The 17,894-nt window shown below is 57.2% G+C and carries 13 protein-coding genes; 10 read left to right on the forward strand and 3 right to left on the reverse strand.

The window, feature by feature from the left end:
- Window positions 1-16 precede the first annotated feature (16 nt).
- A complete protein-coding gene (locus tag ACFQZG_RS13835) occupies window positions 17-850 on the forward strand; it encodes a helix-turn-helix domain-containing protein (RefSeq protein WP_378153420.1) in 834 nt (277 codons plus the stop codon).
- On the opposite strand, the gene ACFQZG_RS13840 is transcribed toward ACFQZG_RS13835, so the two are convergent.
- Entirely contained in the window at window positions 838-2,361 is a 1,524-nt protein-coding gene (locus ACFQZG_RS13840; protein WP_378153422.1) for an FAD-dependent oxidoreductase, read from the reverse strand. The genes ACFQZG_RS13835 and ACFQZG_RS13840 overlap by 13 nt on opposite strands.
- Before the next feature lie 202 nt (window positions 2,362-2,563).
- Between ACFQZG_RS13840 and ACFQZG_RS13845 the strand changes: the two genes are divergently transcribed.
- Both ACFQZG_RS13845 and ACFQZG_RS13850 read left to right on the forward strand, forming a co-directional pair.
- Window positions 2,564-3,811, forward strand: a complete 1,248-nt coding sequence (locus ACFQZG_RS13845; protein WP_378153424.1) for a glycoside hydrolase family 130 protein — start codon at window positions 2,564-2,566, stop codon at window positions 3,809-3,811.
- A 59-nt stretch (window positions 3,812-3,870) separates the two neighbouring features.
- Window positions 3,871-4,959, forward strand: a complete 1,089-nt coding sequence (locus ACFQZG_RS13850; RefSeq protein ID WP_378153426.1) for a S1C family serine protease — start codon at window positions 3,871-3,873, stop codon at window positions 4,957-4,959.
- Here ACFQZG_RS13850 and ACFQZG_RS13855 read toward each other — a convergent pair.
- Window positions 4,919-5,215: a YkgJ family cysteine cluster protein gene (locus ACFQZG_RS13855; protein WP_378153428.1), complete on the reverse strand. Its 297-nt coding sequence runs from the start codon at window positions 5,213-5,215 to the stop codon at window positions 4,919-4,921. The genes ACFQZG_RS13850 and ACFQZG_RS13855 overlap by 41 nt on opposite strands.
- 312 nt (window positions 5,216-5,527) lie before the next feature.
- Between ACFQZG_RS13855 and ACFQZG_RS13860 the strand changes: the two genes are divergently transcribed.
- From ACFQZG_RS13860 to ACFQZG_RS13890, 7 genes are all read left to right on the forward strand, one after another.
- The gene (locus ACFQZG_RS13860) at window positions 5,528-8,305 is read left to right on the forward strand and encodes a carbohydrate binding domain-containing protein (RefSeq protein WP_378153430.1); all 2,778 of its coding nucleotides are present in this window, start codon (window positions 5,528-5,530) and stop codon (window positions 8,303-8,305) included.
- Window positions 8,306-8,516: 211 nt separating this feature from the next.
- The gene (locus ACFQZG_RS13865; RefSeq protein ID WP_378153432.1) at window positions 8,517-9,782 is read left to right on the forward strand and encodes a beta-galactosidase; all 1,266 of its coding nucleotides are present in this window, start codon (window positions 8,517-8,519) and stop codon (window positions 9,780-9,782) included.
- Window positions 9,783-9,795: 13 nt separating this feature from the next.
- The gene (locus tag ACFQZG_RS13870; RefSeq protein WP_378153434.1) at window positions 9,796-11,574 is read left to right on the forward strand and encodes a sensor histidine kinase; all 1,779 of its coding nucleotides are present in this window, start codon (window positions 9,796-9,798) and stop codon (window positions 11,572-11,574) included.
- Entirely contained in the window at window positions 11,549-13,183 is a 1,635-nt protein-coding gene (locus tag ACFQZG_RS13875; RefSeq protein WP_378153436.1) for a response regulator transcription factor, read from the forward strand. Before ACFQZG_RS13870 ends, ACFQZG_RS13875 begins: the two co-directional genes overlap by 26 nt.
- Before the next feature lie 133 nt (window positions 13,184-13,316).
- Window positions 13,317-15,038: an extracellular solute-binding protein gene (locus tag ACFQZG_RS13880; protein ID WP_378153438.1), complete on the forward strand. Its 1,722-nt coding sequence runs from the start codon at window positions 13,317-13,319 to the stop codon at window positions 15,036-15,038.
- A 114-nt stretch (window positions 15,039-15,152) separates the two neighbouring features.
- Window positions 15,153-16,079: an ABC transporter permease gene (locus ACFQZG_RS13885; RefSeq protein ID WP_378153440.1), complete on the forward strand. Its 927-nt coding sequence runs from the start codon at window positions 15,153-15,155 to the stop codon at window positions 16,077-16,079.
- Between the two features lie 17 nt (window positions 16,080-16,096).
- A complete protein-coding gene (locus tag ACFQZG_RS13890; protein WP_378153442.1) occupies window positions 16,097-16,975 on the forward strand; it encodes a carbohydrate ABC transporter permease in 879 nt (292 codons plus the stop codon).
- A 90-nt stretch (window positions 16,976-17,065) separates the two neighbouring features.
- Here ACFQZG_RS13890 and ACFQZG_RS13895 read toward each other — a convergent pair whose 3' ends face one another.
- Window positions 17,066-17,881: a carbohydrate ABC transporter permease gene (locus ACFQZG_RS13895; protein ID WP_378153444.1), complete on the reverse strand. Its 816-nt coding sequence runs from the start codon at window positions 17,879-17,881 to the stop codon at window positions 17,066-17,068.
- Window positions 17,882-17,894: the final 13 nt, after the last annotated feature.

Raw genomic sequence — 17,894 nt, forward strand, 5'->3', positions numbered from 1 at the left:
GGGAGGAACCTTGCCTATGACGGAGTCCGATCCACGCCGATCCCGCGTCATCTATGCCGATTATTCCATACACGCCAAGCCCCACTCCGTCACGTATCGGGAAGGGCTGAACTTCTACCTGTTCCGGCTTCAGGCGGAAGGGACCTGTCGCGCGCTGGTGGGGGGCCGATATGAGACCATCATCCCCGGCGACCTGCTCATCTACCCTCCCGACGTGTCGTACGAGTTGAACGTGCAGCCCCGGAGATCTCATGATTCCGGGGTTGTTCAACCCGTCGGCGACTATTTCCTCGCCGGCGACGGGGAATGGCTGGACTCGTGGTGGCAAGACAAGGGCATGCCGATCAAGACGAACATCGGCTTCGACGATACGGTCATCACCTTATGGAAGCATCTGATCCGCGAGAAGAAGAAGGTGATGCACAACCGAGAGGAGATCATGGACTATCTGCTGCGAACGCTATGCTTGACGCTGGAGCAAGTCATTCGGACCAAGCGGCGCACCAAGGGAGAAGAAACCGCGCACAAGATCAAGCGATTCATCGAGAATCATTCGCATGAAGCTCTCCGCTTGGAGGACATCTCGGCGTCCGTCGGATTAAGCGTCTCTCGCTGCTCCTACTTGTTCAAAGCCGCCTTCGGCCAATCGCCGTTCGCCTATTGCATTGACGTGAGGATGAAGCTTGCGCAGCAGCAGGTGCTCTACGGCGATCTTCCGCTGGAGCGGGTCGCCGAGAAGACGGGCTTCCCGAGCTACGCCCACTTCTGCCGCGTGTTCCGCGAACGATTCGGGCATCCGCCGGGAGATTACCGGCGGACGTTCGGTTTCCGGTTCAATCACGAGACATGATGCTCGCATTCGCCGTCCCAATACAGAACTTGCTGATCTTGAACGAGCAGGGCATGCAGCTGCTCGTACTTGACGTTCTGTACGATGCCGTCCGCGTCGATCGCCAGCGAGGCCGCGGTCGCCGCCGATTGTCCCAGGGTCATGAACACGGGCTCCATCCGGATCGAGCCGTAGGCCGCATGAGTAGCCGACACGCATACCGGCACGATTAGATTCGTGCACTCTGCCCGTTGCGGCAAGATGGCCCGATAGCTGATCGGATAAGGCGCCTTCAGCTTGACGTAGAATCCGCCCTCCGTGCTGACATGCCCGTCTTCGTTCACGTAGTATTGGGTGTGGTGCGAGTCCATGGCGAACGAGCCCATGCCGATGGAATCCGGCACCTCTCTGTCCCGTCTGACTTCATGCTCCGTCACCACGTAATCGCCGATCAATCTGCGGGATTCCCTGACGTACAGCTGAGGCGTCCAATGGCCGGTCTCGACGAATTCATCAAGCGGGAGGCCCCAAGGCTTGTATACCGCGCGAATGTCTTCCGGCACTCTCGGATGGTTCTGAATGGTCCAGACGTAGCCTTGCTGGTAGACGCGATGGGCTTCGTGCATGCGTTCCCGCTCGCGGTAATCCGCCTCCGCGTAGCTATGGTTCATTCCGTTGTAATCTGTGGATATGCCGCTGTTGTTATTGGAATCCGTCTTGTCCGAGGTTACCCGGTTCAGCTTGAAGAACTTGGCGTTCTGTCCTTGCTCGATGGCCCGGAACAGAATCTCGTAATCGGCTTCGTCATAGCCCTCGGGCTTCTCGATCTCCAGACGGTTGTCCGGGTTGTTCGTCAGGCACATGCGGAAGTTATACGCTTGAAGCTTGGTGTCCCCGTCGCCGTGATTGCCGCCGGGATCCGGGTTGACGCGCTGAAGCAAGCCGCTCGAGGGGTCCCCCGGGACGACGTAAGGATCGATCCCGCGGGGCAGCTCGTTCTCGCTGCCGTGACGAATGCCGTTCAAGGTTTCCCCGTATTGCGCATTCGACTCCCGGCCGACGAAGTAAGAGACGCCGGATTTGCCCATCAGATCCCCTTCGTATGACGCGTCGATGAACACCTTGCCGCGATAGACGTTCCCGGATTCCATCCGAATGGAGACGATGTCGAGTCCTTGCTTCGTCACTCCGTCCCGGAGGTCGAGCCTTTCCTCGTACGCGACCTCGATGCCGTGCGCCGCCACCCAATCCTGCAACACTTCGAGCGCGACCTTCGGTTCGAATACCCAACGAGCGCCGTCCTGCGAATATTTGCGCGCGACTTGCCGGTAGAAGGTCAAGGACAGTCCGCCGACCGCTTCCTTCATTCCCACGTCCGTATCTCCCAGACCGCCGCTGGTCAAGCCTCCGATACGCCGGCTCGGCTCGATCACGACGACGCTTTTGCCCATTCGTCCGGCTTGAACAGCCGCCGCGATGCCCGCAGCCGTTCCTCCGTAGATGACGATATCATACTGCTTCCGCTCGTTCACTTTACTCCGCCTCCACCCTGTTCTCGCTTACAAGCCTCATTATAGAACGCTTGCCGATGCAGCGAGAATGATGGATCTTCCTCTTTCGTTTGATGGATCTTACTGTTTCCGAGATTCGCTGTCGTTACGATAATAGGTATGCTAATTTGGGTTTGCGAGGCAGTAACAGACTCGTACTTTCGGATGAAAAGCGGGGAAACGCATGAAACCACGATTTCGCTATAGGAACAAACCGGCTCTCGAGCCCGTACCGGGCTGCGATTGGGCGGATAAGATGGTTCTGAATCCGGCGATTATCCAAGATCCCGATTCGAACGAGATTCATATGCTATTCCGGGCAACGGGGCCGTGGCCGCAGAAGCGGCGAGAGGGCTGTCACGATCCGTATCCGATCTTCCTCGGTTATGCCGTAAGCAACGATGCGGGAGAAACTTGGGACGCGGACTTCTCGAGACCCGCGCTGGCGCCGGCGTTGGGATACGAAGATCACGAGCTGTATATTACGGATATTCACGGCCATACCGTGCGGAATTACGCGAACGGCTGCGTGGAGGACCCGCGCATCTTCTACATCGAGAACGAGTTGTACGTAACGGTTGCGTGCCGTCCCTTTCCCCCTGGACCTTATTGGCTGAGCAGTCAGAATCCGCCGGTGCAGACGCGGTTCGAATACGTTCCGGGGTGGATCTTCGAAGGCAACGATTCGGATCCGTTCATCCAAGCGGCCCGAGCCAACGATACGGTTACCGTTCTCTACAAGCTGAATTTGGACGCGTTGAAGCAGCGGAAGTATGAAGGAGCGTTTCAGTACGTTGGGCCGCTTACCGAGGGACAGGTCAGCGATAATCGCGACGTGTTCTTATTCCCGGAGAAGTTCACGATCGCGGGCAAAGAGCAATATCTGATGCTGCATCGGCCGATGAACGTCCTGCCCTTCGAAGGAGGAGACCGGGTTCGCAAGCCTTCGATTTACTTGGCGGCGGCGGAATCGATAGCGGATTTCGCTTCTCCTAGAGCGACCCATAAGCTTCTGGCTTCGCCCGTCTTCGATTGGGAGGAGAACCGCGTCGGCGCAAGCTGGCCGCCGTTGTCGATCGGGAATCGAGAATGGCTCGTATCCTATCACGCGAAGAAGAACGTACAGTTCGGTTATACGCAATCCTTCATGATTATTCGGGAGCGGGATGACGACTTTCCGATCGTTACGCACCGCTGTTCCGATCGTCTGATGTACGCGGAGCGGGATTGGGAGATGCCGGCGGACTACCCGACGCCTTGTCTGTTCACGACCGGGGGTATCGTCGTAGGCGAAGACTTAATCATGTCTTATGGAGCGGCGGATCAGAAAGTCGGAATTGCCTGGGTCAACTTCGAGGAGTTGTTGGCGTATATCCGGCGATACGATGAACATGGCAACTTGATTTCTCATGAACCTTTTAGGCGCGTTTAAGGTTCATTTTAGGTTCGGGGCGCATGATAGAGTCATCTCAGCTAGGGAGGATGATTCGAATGAACGAGTATAACGGCAATAATCCTATAAGCAACGACTCCAACGAGAACGTAACGATCTATCGGTTCGAACCTACCAGACAGGCGGCCAATCTGCAGTCGTCTTACGAGGAAGAATTGAATAAGGCATGTGCGGCGGGAGGCGGTTCCGGGAACGGGGGCAATCGGAGAGATCGTCGGGCGAAAAGCGCGGTTCGGCCGATGCTCGCGGCGTTCTTGGCCGGCGCGCTCGTCGTCGGGGGAGTCAGCTTCTCGGCGGATCGAATGAACCTGTTCACAGGCGGCGCAGCCGCGGTCGCGTCGACCTCGGCGAGCGGCGGTTCGTATGCGAATTCGGCGGGCGTAACGACAGCTTCCTTGGGCGCGGACGAGAAAATCTCGACCGTATTCGATGCCGCCAATCCAGCGGTCGTCGAGATCGAGAACTACGGCATCCAGCAGAATGCGCAGGGGTCGTGGCCGTTCGGCGGACGGGGCGGAATGATGAATCCGCGTCAGCAATCGCAGCAGGGCAGGACGGCAGAACCGACGTTGATGGGGACGGGAACCGGCTTCTTCTTCAACGAGGACGGCTACATTCTGACGAACGAGCACGTCATCGCGGACGCGACCGAGCTGAAGGTGACCGTGCCGGGCTACGACGAGCCGCTTACGGCGAAGCTCGTGAACGCGAACGCGGATCTGGACCTGGCCGTGCTGAAGGTCGAGAGCCCGGACGGAGGCAAGTTCCCGGCGCTGGCGATCGGAGACTCGGACCAGACGGCGATCGGCGACTGGGTCATCGCGATCGGCAACCCGTACGGCTTGGATCACACGATGACCGTCGGCGTGCTTAGCGCCAAGGAACGTCCGATCACGATCGCCGAGGAAGACGGCACGGAGCACAAGTACGAGCATCTGCTCCAGACCGACGCGTCGATTAATCCGGGCAACTCCGGCGGTCCGCTGCTGAACGACCGAGGCGAAGTCATCGGCGTGAATACCGCGGTCAACGCGGAGGCGCAAGGCATAGGATTCGCCATCGCGGCTTCGACGATTCGCAGCGCGCTCACGGAGTTGATGGCGGGGACGAACGTGGGGACGATGTAACGTCGGGCGCGGTCAGCCGTTCGAGCTCCGCGAGATACCGATACGCATGGGCGTCGGCGGTTCCGCACATCTCCAAGGAAGCCGGTAGTCCGCCGCAGAAGGCGGGCCGCTCGGGCTTGCCGAACAGCTTGCAGCGATTGTCGTCGGTGAGCTGCACGCAGCGCACACCCGCGGGCTTGCCGTCCGGCATGCCCGGGATCGGGGAGTTGATGGAGGGAGCGACGCAACAGGCGCCGCAGCCGGGTCGACATTCCATGATCGCTTCGCTCCTGTCCGCGTAGAGTCGTAAACATGGCTTGCTACAGTATACCATCCTGCCGCGGTATAAGCTTCATATCCCGCAGCCCCCCATTCGGGTAGTTATGAACAATTGTCGACTCGCGCTGGCGTTAACGTTCGCACCGTTCTTTGAAAATCATCAGAAAAATCAATTTTTTACTCTATAACGGCGTTCATCCTCGTCCCTATAATGGAACTGCCCGGATCTAGAAATCGTTTCCAAAGGTCTCCGCCATGGCGACGCTTGGGAGCCGAACGGGCCAATTTCATTGGGGAGGGAAGTGCAATAATGAAAAGTAACGTCAAAAGGTCGTTGCGCCTATGGTTCGCGTTCGTGCTGATCGTCTCCGCAGTGGCGCAAATGGCGCCTTCCGGCAGCGTATCGGCGGTAGGCAGCGGGTGGACGTTGAAAGCCGAGGTGAGCGGTACGCCGTCCTGGCTAGGCGCGACCGAAGACAACTTGGTCGTCTCGCAAAACACGAACTATGTGCTCAAGTTCTGGGTGTACGGCTCGGGCAAAATGACGGCCAAGGTGGCCAACGGCAACTGGAGCGCCAACCTGACCAGTTCGGAAGTTACCGCATCAGGCACCTGGACCCAGCATACGCTGAACTTCAATTCCGGGTCCAACAGTACGGTGAATTTGCAGTTTCAGGATACGGGCAACGTTGCCGGCACGCTGTACATCGACGACGTGTTTCTCGGCGTGAACGGCGGATCCAATCTGATTGCCAACGGCGAATTCGAATCGGGTGCGTCCGGCTGGTACATTCCGTCTAACGCGTCCGGCATCTTCTCGATCGTTGAATTGCCGCCCGGTTCTCCCTACGGCAACGCGCACAGCGGGTCGTGGTCGATGAAAGCCGCGGTGAGCGGCTCGCCGTCCGGGCAGGGCGCGACAGAGGACAATCTGGCTGTCTCGCAAAACACCAATTACGTGCTCAAGTTCTGGGTATACGGCTCGGGCAAAATGACCGCCAAGGTGGCCAACGGCAACTGGAGCGCCAACCTGACCAGTTCGGAAGTTACCGCAACAGGCGCCTGGACCCAGCATACGCTGAATTTCAACTCCGGGTCCAACAGCATGGTCAATTTGCAGTTTCAGGATACTGGCAATGCCTCCGGCACGCTGTACATCGACGATGTGTTTCTCGGCGTGAACGGCGGTTCCAATCTGGTCTTGAACGGCGGATTCGAATCGGGTGCGTCCGGCTGGTATATTCCGTCGAACGCGTCCGGCATCTTCTCGGTCGTCCAATCCGCTTCGGGGCCTACCCCTACGCCTACTCCTACTCCTACGCCTACTCCTACGCCTACTCCGACACCGACGCCCGCCGGCAATGCGCACAGCGGGTCTTGGTCGATGAAGGCCGCGGTGAGCGGCTCGCCGTCCTGGCAGGGCGCGACAGAGGACAATCTGTCTGTCTCGCAAAACACCAATTACGTGCTCAAGTTCTGGGTATACGGCTCGGGCAAAATGACCGCCAAGGTGGCCAACGGCAACTGGAGCGCCAACCTGACCAGTTCGGAAGTTACAGCAACAGGCACCTGGACCGAGCATACGCTGAATTTCAATTCCGGTTCCAACAGTACGGTGAATTTGCAGTTTCAGGATACGGGCAACGTTGCCGGCACGCTGTACATCGACGACGTGTTTATCGGCGTGAACGGCGGATCCAACCTGATCGCCAACGGCGGATTCGAATCGGGTGCTTCCGGCTGGTACATTCCGTCTAACGCGTCCGGCATCTTCTCGATCGTCCAATCCGGATCGGGACCGACACCGACGCCTCCGCCCGGCGGTGACGGACGAAGGACCTTCATTAGCGGCGTGTATGAGGGCAACTCGATCGAGAACGTGCAGACCTACGAATCCTGGTTCGGAAGAGGCGACTTCTACTTGTACCACGCCACGGGATTCCAGAACTGGAGCGACTACAATTCGTCGCTGACGTTCCTGATCGACAACTTCTGGGAACCGCTCGGCAAGAAGGTGTTCTGGAACATCCCGATCATAACGTCGACCGAAGGTACGCTCGCCGGAGCCGCCACCGGCGCATACAATGATTACTATAGAAGCCAGGCAGAGCGCATCCTCGAATTCGCCGGCGACGAGGAAGACATCTACGTACGGACGGCGTGGGAGTTCAACGGCTGGTGGTTCCCGTGGACGATTGTCGCCGGACCGGGAGAAAACCAACAGCAAAAAACGCAGGACTTCATCAACGCGTTCCGGCAATTCGCCGACACGTTCCACTCGGTGTCCGACAAGTTCAAGATCGAATGGAACGTAAATATCGGCGAACCGATCGCGCTCGAAACGGCGTATCCGGGCGACGCGTACGTCGATATCATCGGCATGGACGTATACGACGAGACGATATGGTCGGACATCAGCGACCCCGCCCGGCGATTCCAGTACACGATAACCAGAGAATACGGCTTGAACTGGCTGCGCGATTTCGCTAAGCAACGGGGCAAACCGGTCTCATTCTCCGAATGGGGGGTCGGCAGCAACGGCTCCGGCGACAATCCGTACTTTGTCGAAGCGATGTACAAATGGTTTAACGCAACCGGCGTCGAGTTTCAGTCGTTCTGGGATTTCGCCGAAGGCCAGCATCGTCCTCCGACGGATTATCCGAATGCGGCAGCCAAGTACAAGCAATTGTTCGGCAGCTACACGGGACCGTCCGCCAGCAACACGTCCGGCAATGTCATCGCCGCGGTGACGTCGCCCGGCGGGGTTAAGCCGAGCAACGCGACCTGGAATCTCGTTTCGGCACCGACGGAAATCCGGGGCATCGCGCTCGATCCCGACGGAAACCAACACATCAGCGGCGTTACGGTCACGATTCAAAATTCGTCGGGCCAATACCTGAATCAGGCTGCGCACTCGTTCGGAAGCACGCCGGTTTACAACCCGGCGGCGTACGATCCGGCAACAGGCTACTGGACGCTTAGCCTGTCAGGCACGAACCTAGGGTCGGGAACCGGTACCTACACGGTTCGCGCTTATCCGAACGACGGCGGTTCCAACACGCCGGGCATGTCCGAATTTACGCGCTGACCCGCGAAACCATGAGGTCGTCTGCGACAGGATTATCTGTCGCGGACGACCTGTTTTTTTTCGAGAACAACAACAAAGCCTTGAGGTTCAAGTACCGAACTGAAAAAACTCGCTAACGGAAAACAATCCAGCTTCAAGGTTTCCAATACTCAAGGCCGCGCCTTGCAACTACGATGAGACTGAACCGCAAATCGAAGGGAGCACGAGCGATATGTCGAAGCGATTTTACACGACGGGCCGGAAAGAAGACGGAGGCTGGGCGCTGCTCGATCCGAACGGCAAGGAATTCTTCTCGCTCGGGGTCAATTGCGTATTCCTTCCGGATAGTTTGAATAGCGCCCAATTACAGGAGGCTTACGGCAGCGACGGCCAATGGTTCCAACGGTTCGCGGACCGGAAGCTGGAGCAGATTCAAGAGTACGGCTTCAACACGCTGGCGGCGTGGCACGAGAAGTACTATTGGGGCAATTCTTTTCCGAAGACGATCGAGCTTCGTCTGTCCCAACACGCGAACAAAGTCAACGTGGATTGGGGCGTGGGCTTTCCGGACGTCTTCTGCGACAGCTTCGTGTATTCGATTCAACGCGTGCTGACCGAACATTTCCACGGCGAAGGACGCATGCTGGAAGACGACCCTTCGCTGATCGGCTACTATACGGACAACGAATTGCATTGGTGGGGCAAGGGCGGCCAATGGGGCATGGACGATATGAAGCAAGGAGCCGATCCGACGAATCTGCTGCAGGACTATTTCGAACTCCCCTCGACCGCGCCGGGGAAGAAGAGATGGGTCCGCTTCCTCGAGGATCGTTACGGCGACATCGACAGCTTGAACAAAGCATGGAACGGCGAATATTGGGCGTTCGACGATCTGCTTACCGTCTTCAGCTATACGGCGGACACCGAGGCATTCGAGCAAGACAAGCTGGATTACTTGAAGCTGATCGCGGAGACCTACTATAGCACGACGACTTCCTTGCTAAGAACGTACGATAAGAACCATCTGATCCTGGGCTGCCGATTGGTCGGAGCCAGCACGCCGGAAGTCGTCTTGGAAGTCATGGGCCGATACTTGGACGTCGTATCGCTCAACTTCTACACCCGCGAATTCCCGGGCAAGTGGTTGACGCGAGTGAGCGAATTGACCGGCAGGCCGGTCATGGTAACCGAATTCAGCATCTGCGCCGGGCGCCAAGCCGGTTACTTGAGCAGCACGAACGGCGCGCAGCACGCCACGGTGAAAGATCAGAGCCGCCGGGGACAATTGTATGATAAATTTATTAAACAGGCTGTCGCGTTACCGTCGTGCGTGGGCGCCCATTGGTTCGCCTTATACGATTTCCGCTCCGTCCGGCACCCGTTGAATGGCAATTACGGGCTGCTGACCGCCGACGATGCGCCGTGGGAGGAGTTCACGGAAGCCGTAAAGGCGACGCACCGCGATGTCTTGAGCGCAAGCCCGACCCAATCGTCGTAAAAGGGGATGTGCGATGTTGCTGGACCGTCTGACGATCTTCCATAAGGTAATGCTGTTCATCGTGTTCCTGCTCATTCCGATCCTCGTCTTGCATGCCTATTCGAACCGGGTATCGGTCGGAGTCGTGCAGAACGAGATCGAGAACGCGATAGAGAGCAGGCTCGCCTTCGCGCAGAGCAGTCTGAACCTGCAGCTTGACCATCTGACCAAAGCCGCTATGCAGCTGGGAAGCGATCCGATCGTGAAGTCGTTCGAGACGATCGAAGGGTTCGAGAGCTATTTCGACATCGTCGACACGAAGCGGAAAGCGGAAGAGCGAATTACCATACAGAATAACTTGTCGGATTGGCCCTCGCGGAGCACGATCTATTTCCCCAAGAAGCAAGAAGCGATCGATCCGGCCGCTTTGATTACTTATCATGCCGATCAACTGGCGGGACGAGTCGCCAACGAGTGGGTGACCGAGAAGAAGGAAGGCGCTTCGAGGCCGAATTACCAGTTCTTCTACTACTCCATTCGTTCCTCGTCGGGATACAGCGATCCGCTCAAGGCCGACAACGTCGTCGAGCTGCGGTTCGACGACGACAATCTGATCCGGTTGCTCGACAATTATAAGGCCACGGGCCAAGGAGATCCGTTCATGTTCCATGCGGAGCTCGGCATCGTCGCGAATCCGAAGCAAAACGAGAATCTGACCGAACAAGTGGCGAGGTTGCTAAGGCAACGGCCGCTTGAGCGGTCGGATTCTTTCCGTGCCGAGCTGTCCGGCCAAACTTATCAGGTGAACTACTTCCGGACGAATCTCAAGGGCTGGGCGATCGTCGATTACGTCCCGATGCAACAGGTGCTGTCTCCGATCGTGAGCAGCACCCGGCTGTTCTACGCTTCGATCGCCTTGCAGCTGCTGCTCGGCGTATTCGCCGCTTTCATGCTGTATCGGCACGTCCAGCGCCCGATTCTAACGCTGATGCGAAGTCTGCGCAAGGTGAAGAACGGCGATTTCAACACGCGGATCCAAGCCGTCAAGAACACGGAGTTCAGCTTCGTCTTCCAGCGGTTCAACGATATGACGGAACAGATCCAACGACTGGTCGAGAACGTATACTCCGAGCAGCTCCGATCCCGGGACGCGCAGCTTAAGCAGCTTCAATCGCAGATCAATCCTCATTTTCTGTACAACTGTCTCTACTTCATCGTGAATATGGCTCGGTTGGAGAGGCTCGAGCCGATCGAACGCATGGCGATCAACCTGGGCAACTTCTTCAAATACACAACCCGGTTGGAGAAGCCGGACACGACGATCGCCGACGAGCTTCTTCTTATTCAGAACTATCTGGAGATTCAGAAGCTGCGGTTGAACCGAATCGACTATACGATCGAAGTGCCGGAGAAGCTTAAGCTATTCGAGATTCCGCGATTGCTGCTGCAGCCGATCGTCGAGAACGCGGTGATCCACGGGATCGAGCCGAAGCCCGGGGGCGGCAGCATTCTCATCACCGGGGGCATGGAGCAAGACGGCGTATGGCTGGAAATCGAGGACAACGGGGTCGGAATGTCCGAGAAGCGGCTTCAGGAAGTCGTACAGCGATTGAAGCAACCGGTCAGCGATAAGACCGGATACGGCGTCTGGAACGTGAATCAGCGGCTGGCGCTGCGATTCGGGGATCAAGCCAGCGTGCAGTACCGTCCCGCGGAGAACGCGGGAACGATCGTAAGGCTGGCATGGACGCCGACCGATTATAACGGACCGGAAGGAGAGGGTACGGATGTTCCGAGTGATGATCGTCGATGACGAATACTCCGTCATCGAAGGGCTTAAGTATACGATAGCTTGGGATAAGCTGGACGTCGATCACGTATACACGGCTTCTTCCGCCTACGAGGCGCTCGAACAGCTGAACCAGCATCATGTCGATATCGTCATTACGGATATCCGCATGCCGGGGATGAGCGGGCTGGAGCTGATCCGCCGAATTCGCGAGCGCTGGTCAGGCACCCGCTGCATTATACTGTCGGGACATGGGGAGTTCGATTATGCGCGCGAAGCCATACGGGCGGACACGACGGACTATCTGCTGAAGCCGATTCACGAGGACGAGCTGGCGGAGACGGTACGCAGGGCGCAAGCGAAGCTAAGGGCCGAGTGGGAGCAGATCAGCGAATACAACGCTTCCGTCGTCGCCTTGCGGGAGCATATGCCGCTCTTAAGGCACAACCTGCTCGGGGATCTGTTGCAAGGACGAGTGCCGGACCGGGAGGCTTTGCAGCTGAAGCTGGGGTTGCTCAAGCTGCCGTTCGCGCAGGGCGATTCCATCGCGTTGCTGCTCGTCCGGCTGGAGGACGAATTCTATAGCAACGGCGCGCGCAGTCCGCATCTGCTCGAATATGCCGTATGCAACATTACGGAAGAGATTTTCGGAAAGCGATTCGATACGTGGCACCACTCGGATACCCATTCTTATCTGGTATTCGTCCTCCGGCTCCGGGAGCAAGAGCAGGGCTCCGACGCGGCAGAGCCGGCTCGGCCGGAAGAGGACAAGCTGCGGCTGGTGGAACGGTTAGCCGCGCAGGTGCAGACGAGCGTCTTCACTTACTTGAAGGGCACGATCTCCATCATGGTCAGCGATTGGGGCGCGTTCCCCGGCGATATTCGCGGGTTATATGAAACGGCGATGACTTCGTTCCGCAATCGGATCGGCAGCAGCAGCGGGTTGTTCTTCTCGATGGGCGACGACGATCGGAAGGCTGTCAAGACGATGGCTCTCGACGAGCTGTACCGGCTGCCGACGCTGCTTAATTTGCTGGATACGGGCAAATGGGACGAAGCGGTCCATAAAGTCGATGTTATCTATCAGGATTTGTTGGGCCGCTTTCCTACTTCGCGAGAGCATCTCATGGAAGCTTACTACTCCATCGCGTCGAGCTTCCTGCATTTCGCCCATAAGAACGGCCAACAGGTGTCCGAGAGCATGATGGACGGCGTCATGCCAGGCAACGATAAGTTCCGCTCGGCTTCCCTGCTCAAGGAATGGGCGATCTCCGTTCTGGGCCGTCTCCGCGCCAGCGCAGACGACTATACGACCGACTCGCGCAAGGAACTATTGGCGAAGGTTCAGTCCTATATCGTCGATCATCTGAAGGAAGACGTGTCCTTGCAGTCGATTGCCGATTACGTTCATTTTCACCCCGTATACTTGTCCAAGATCTTCAAACAGGAGACCGGCGAGAACTTGCGGGACTATATCCACCAGATTCGAATGCAAAAAGCGGTGTACCTGCTGAAGCACTCCGATCTTAAAATCTACGAAGTCGCTGAGCAGGTCGGACTTGACCATGCGTACTTCAATAAAGTATTCAAGAAGCAGTTCGAACGCACGCCCCAGGAGTATAGGGAAAGTTAAAAACACCCCGTTGTCTGAATAGTTAATAAAGTCATAACCATCTTGCGTTCTTCCAATATCCCCTCATGGAAGCGCTATCTATACTGGAGTTAGCCAACCAAATCAATGAATTGAGGAAGGGGATCGCTAGGATATGCAGAGACGACTATCGATGGCAATCGCGGTTTCGGTAATCACGGCATCACTGCTCGCGGCGTGCAGCAATAACAACGGGAACAACGCAAGCTCGCCCTCCACGTCGGCATCTTCATCGGCTTCCACGACGACCGAGGCATCCTCCAGCCCGGAGAGCTCGTCGGGCGCGGCCGTCATGAAGGACGGCAAATACGATCCGCCGATCGAGATCACGACCGTGAAGCAGATCGGTCCGGAGCTGAAGTTCAAGAACGGAGAGACGCTCGACGACAACGTGTTCACGCGTTGGTTGGAAGATCGGATGGGCATTAAGCAGAAGATTCTCTGGACGACGCCGACGACCAACGACGCGTTCAAGACGAAGCTCATGCTGACGTTGACCGCGAACGAACCGATGCCGGATTATCTCTACGTGCCCGCGGACGTCGCGCACACGTTGATCGATTCGGGCAAGTTCCAGCCCATCGACGAGCTGTGGGAGAAGTACGCTTCGGACGAGTGGAAGGCGGCGATGGCGGAGACGAAAGACGTATGGCTCCCGTATAAGCGCGATGGGAAAACGTACGGCATCCCGATGATCGAGGCGTCGCTCCTCCACGACGACGTCATGTGGATTCGCCAGGACTGGCTGGATAATCTGAATCTGAAGGCGCCGACCACGACCGAGGAATTGGAAGCCGTCATGGACGCGTTCGTGAACCAAGATCCGGACAAGAACGGGAAGAAGGACACGATCGCTCTCGCCGCCGCGTTGAAGAACGTCAAATACAACTTGGCGACTTGGATCGGACTGAATCCGATCATGGGCTCGTACGGGTCCTTCATGAGCATCTGGCATCAGAACAAGCAAGGGGAAATCGTGTACGGCACGACGACGCCGGAGACGAAGACGGCGATCGGCAAGATCAAAGAGTGGATCGACAAAGGCTATCTGCATAAGGAAGCCGGCATTCAGGACGAGGTCAAGGCGATGGAACTGTTCACGTCGGGCCAGGCGGGCATCTCGTTCTCGACCCAATGGGCTTACAGCTGGCCGTTCAACGCAACGGAGGGTAACGTCAAGGGCGCGAACGTCCAGCCTTATCCGCTTCCGGCAGGACCGGACGGCCAGATCGGCCAGATCGGCAATGGGCTTAACCACTGGCTGGTGCTGCTCGTCAACAAGGATATGAAGAATCCGCAAGCGTTGTTCGAGTATCAGAACTATCTATACGAAGTGTACGAAGATCCGCCGAAGGGCGGGGAGTTCGAATTCGGGTTCGCCAGAGGCTACGATTACGACTTCGTCGGAGGCAAGCGGGTGACGACGGAGAACGAAATTCCGGGCGGCAGGCACGCGCCGCAGTTCCTCTTCATGGCTCCAGTCGTACCGTCCAAGCAGATTAAGGCGTTGGCGGAGCTGGCCGACGGCAGAGCGCCGGCGACTCCTTACGAAGAAACGTTGAACACGTTCCCGATGCAGTCGAAGCTGGCGGCCAAGTATATTTACGAGCAGCGCGAGCACACCGTGAACAATCTGTACAACGGTCCGCAGACGCAGACGATGAAGGATAAGCAGGAGAACCTAGACAAGATGGAAGCGGAAATGTTCAGCAAGATCATCTACGGCAAAGAACCGATCGATTACTTCGACAAGTGGGTTCAAGATTGGAAGAAAGCCGGCGGGGATCAAATCCAGCAGGAAGTCGCCGAATGGTATAAAGCCGCGAACGGCGGGTAATCGTCGAAGGTCGATTCAAGGAATTCGGAACGTGGCCGCAGATTTGCCCGCGCACGCAAGGCAGGCGGATCTGCGGCCGACTCATTCTTCATAGAGAGCAAGGAGTGGAGGAAGATGGGCAAGGCAATATCGCGGCGAAGCCGCAAGTGGAACCTCGAGCGCAATTGGCCGCTGCATCTGATGCTGATTCCCGGCGTTCTGCTCACTCTTGTGTTCGCTTACGTTCCGATGGGCGGAATTATCATGGCGTTCCAAGATTTCAAGCCTTGGACGGGGCTAACCGATTCGCCGTGGGTAGGATGGCGGAATTTCGAGAAGCTGTTCGAACAGTCCGATAGCGTCCAAGTCATGTGGAACACGTTGATTATCGCCGTATCGAAGATTATCGCGGGCTTGATCGCCCCGTTCTTGTTCGCGCTGCTGCTGAACGAGGCGCGAATCTCCTGGTTCAAGCGTTCCGTGCAGACTCTCGTTTACTTGCCGCACTTCTTGTCTTGGGTCATCCTAGGCGGCATTCTGCAAGAGATTCTGTCTACCGACGGAGGAATGATCAACAAGCTTCTGGGAACGGCGTTCGGCATCCAGCCGATCTTCTTCCTAGGCGACGGAGAATGGTTCCGAATTACGGTAGTCATCAGCCACGTCTGGAAGGAATTCGGGTTCGGAACGATTGTGTTCCTCGCTTCGCTCGCGGGCATTAACCCCTCGTTGTACGAAGCCGCCGTCGTCGACGGCGCGAATCGATGGAAACAAACCTTGTATATTACGATTCCGGCCATGATGCCGATTACGATCGTGCTTGCTACGCTCTCGCTCGGCAACGTTCTCAACGCGGGATTCGATCAAATATTCAATCTGTACAATTCGCTCGTGTACGACAAGGGCGACATTATCGATACGTACGTCTATCGAACGGCGATCATTAGCGGCAATATGGGTCTAGGAACCGCGGTCGGCCTGTTCAAATCCGCGATCGGATTCGTAATGATCGTGGCCGCTTACCGGCTTGCCTACAAATTCGCAGGTTACCGCATATTCTGACGGAAGAGGGGATCGGCATGCTCTATCGTACGAACGGCTATCGTCTCTTTACTTGGTTCAACACCGTCGCGCTCATCGTTATCAGCCTGTGCTGCGTGCTTCCGATGGTTCATATTCTGGCCGTTTCCTTAAGCGGAAGAGATGCGGCGATGGCGAACTTGGTGTACTTATGGCCGGTCGACTTCACGTTCGACTCGTTCATCGATACGTTGTCCAACGGCAACTTCAGCCGTTCGCTCCTCGTATCGGTGGAGCGGACGCTGCTCGGCACCGCGATCTTCCTCGTCATCGCCGCCGTTACGGCGTACCCGTTATCCAAGGAGTCTTCCAGCTTCAGAGGCCGTTCCCTATACGCTTGGTTCTTCGTATTCACGATGCTGTTCTCGGGCGGCCTCGTGCCGAACTATATTCTGATTCTGAAGCTGGGCTTGAACAATTCCTTGTGGGCGCTCGTCCTTCCGACGGCCGTGGAAGTATGGTCGATCATCCTGCTGCTCAACTTCTTCCGCAACATTCCGAAGGAGCTGGAGGAGGCGGCGTTCATCGACGGAGCCAGCCATTTCAAGACGATGTGGAACGTCTACTTGCCGTTGTCGCTGCCGGCTCTCGCCACGCTATCCTTGTTCACGATGGTGTTCCATTGGAACGAATGGTTCCATGGCATGCTCTACAATACGGACGCGAAGAATTACCCGTTGGCGACGTTGCTGCAGACCATTATCGTGCAGCAGGATTTCACCAAGATGGCCATGAATCCGGAGGATCTGGAGAATATATCGAATAAATCCGTCAAGGCGGCGCAAATCTTCATCGGCGCTCTTCCGATTCTGCTCGTGTATCCGTTCCTGCAGAAGTTTTTCGTCAAAGGGATCGTGCTCGGGGCGGTTAAGGAGTAGGGTCGGGGAGAAAAACGGATCGGGGAGAAAATCGGGCGTAACCAACGCAAGGAACCGCACGCCTGTGCGGTTCTTTGCGTTGATTCCTGCTTACCCCTTAAGCGCTCCCGCCGATATGCCAGCCACGAACTGCTTCTGCAGCAGCGCGAACATGACGATCATCGGCACGTTGATGACGACGACGGCCGTAATCAGGCTCGGATAATCGGTCCCGTATTCCCCGCGGAACTGCAGCATCGCGAGCGGAAGCGTCAGCTTGGAACGCTCCGAGATGAGCAGCAGCGGGAACAGAAGGTCGTTCCAGATGCCGACGAACAGCAGCGTCGCGGCCGCGGCCAGCGGCGGAACCGACAGCGGCACCGCGATGCGGAGGAACATTCGCCACTCGCCCGCCCCGTCGATCGCCGCCGCCTCGAACAGTTCGCGCGACAGCTGCCGGACGAAGCCGGTGATGAGGAAGACGGAGAACGGCAGCATCATCGACGCGGAGACGACGATCAACCCGGTTCGGCTGTTCGTGAAGCCGAGCTGCTGGATCATCGAATAGATCGGAATCATGTTCACTTGCGAGGGCACGAGCAGACCGGCCAGGAATAATCCGAACATGATCTTGCCCGCCCGCCCCTTCGACCGGTAAATGCCATAGGCGATCATGGTTGCCAACAACAGGACCAGCGCCACGGTCGTTACCGCGACGATGACGCTGTTGGCGAAATACGTGACCATCGGTTGCTTCTTGAACAGGTCGACGTAACGATGGAGGCTAGGCGCCTGCGGCCAACCGATCGGGTTCGTATAGAACTCGCCGGTCTCCTTAAGAGAGGTGAGCAGAATCTCGACGAGCGGAACGGCGATCACAAGACCGAGCGCCAGCAGGAACAGGGATCCGGCAATTCGTAACGGCATAGGTCAACCTTCC

It is taken from the genome of Cohnella sp. GCM10027633 (assembly GCF_042675445.1).
In the GTDB taxonomy this organism is placed as follows: Bacteria; Bacillota; Bacilli; order Paenibacillales; family Paenibacillaceae; genus Cohnella.

What these genes read in the sequence shown, in the direction of transcription:
- ACFQZG_RS13835 (WP_378153420.1), top strand. Translation starts at nt 17, where the DNA reads ATGACGGAGTCCGATCCACGCCGATCCCGCGTCATCTATGCCGATTAT.
- ACFQZG_RS13845 (WP_378153424.1), top strand. Translation starts at nt 2,564, where the DNA reads ATGAAACCACGATTTCGCTATAGGAACAAACCGGCTCTCGAGCCCGTA.
- ACFQZG_RS13850 (WP_378153426.1), top strand. Translation starts at nt 3,871, where the DNA reads ATGAACGAGTATAACGGCAATAATCCTATAAGCAACGACTCCAACGAG.
- ACFQZG_RS13855 (WP_378153428.1), bottom strand. Translation starts at nt 5,215, where the DNA reads ATGGAATGTCGACCCGGCTGCGGCGCCTGTTGCGTCGCTCCCTCCATC.
- ACFQZG_RS13860 (WP_378153430.1), top strand. Translation starts at nt 5,528, where the DNA reads ATGAAAAGTAACGTCAAAAGGTCGTTGCGCCTATGGTTCGCGTTCGTG.
- ACFQZG_RS13865 (WP_378153432.1), top strand. Translation starts at nt 8,517, where the DNA reads ATGTCGAAGCGATTTTACACGACGGGCCGGAAAGAAGACGGAGGCTGG.
- ACFQZG_RS13870 (WP_378153434.1), top strand. Translation starts at nt 9,796, where the DNA reads ATGTTGCTGGACCGTCTGACGATCTTCCATAAGGTAATGCTGTTCATC.
- ACFQZG_RS13875 (WP_378153436.1), top strand. Translation starts at nt 11,549, where the DNA reads ATGTTCCGAGTGATGATCGTCGATGACGAATACTCCGTCATCGAAGGG.
- ACFQZG_RS13880 (WP_378153438.1), top strand. Translation starts at nt 13,317, where the DNA reads ATGCAGAGACGACTATCGATGGCAATCGCGGTTTCGGTAATCACGGCA.
- ACFQZG_RS13885 (WP_378153440.1), top strand. Translation starts at nt 15,153, where the DNA reads ATGGGCAAGGCAATATCGCGGCGAAGCCGCAAGTGGAACCTCGAGCGC.
- ACFQZG_RS13890 (WP_378153442.1), top strand. Translation starts at nt 16,097, where the DNA reads ATGCTCTATCGTACGAACGGCTATCGTCTCTTTACTTGGTTCAACACC.
- ACFQZG_RS13895 (WP_378153444.1), bottom strand. Translation starts at nt 17,881, where the DNA reads ATGCCGTTACGAATTGCCGGATCCCTGTTCCTGCTGGCGCTCGGTCTT.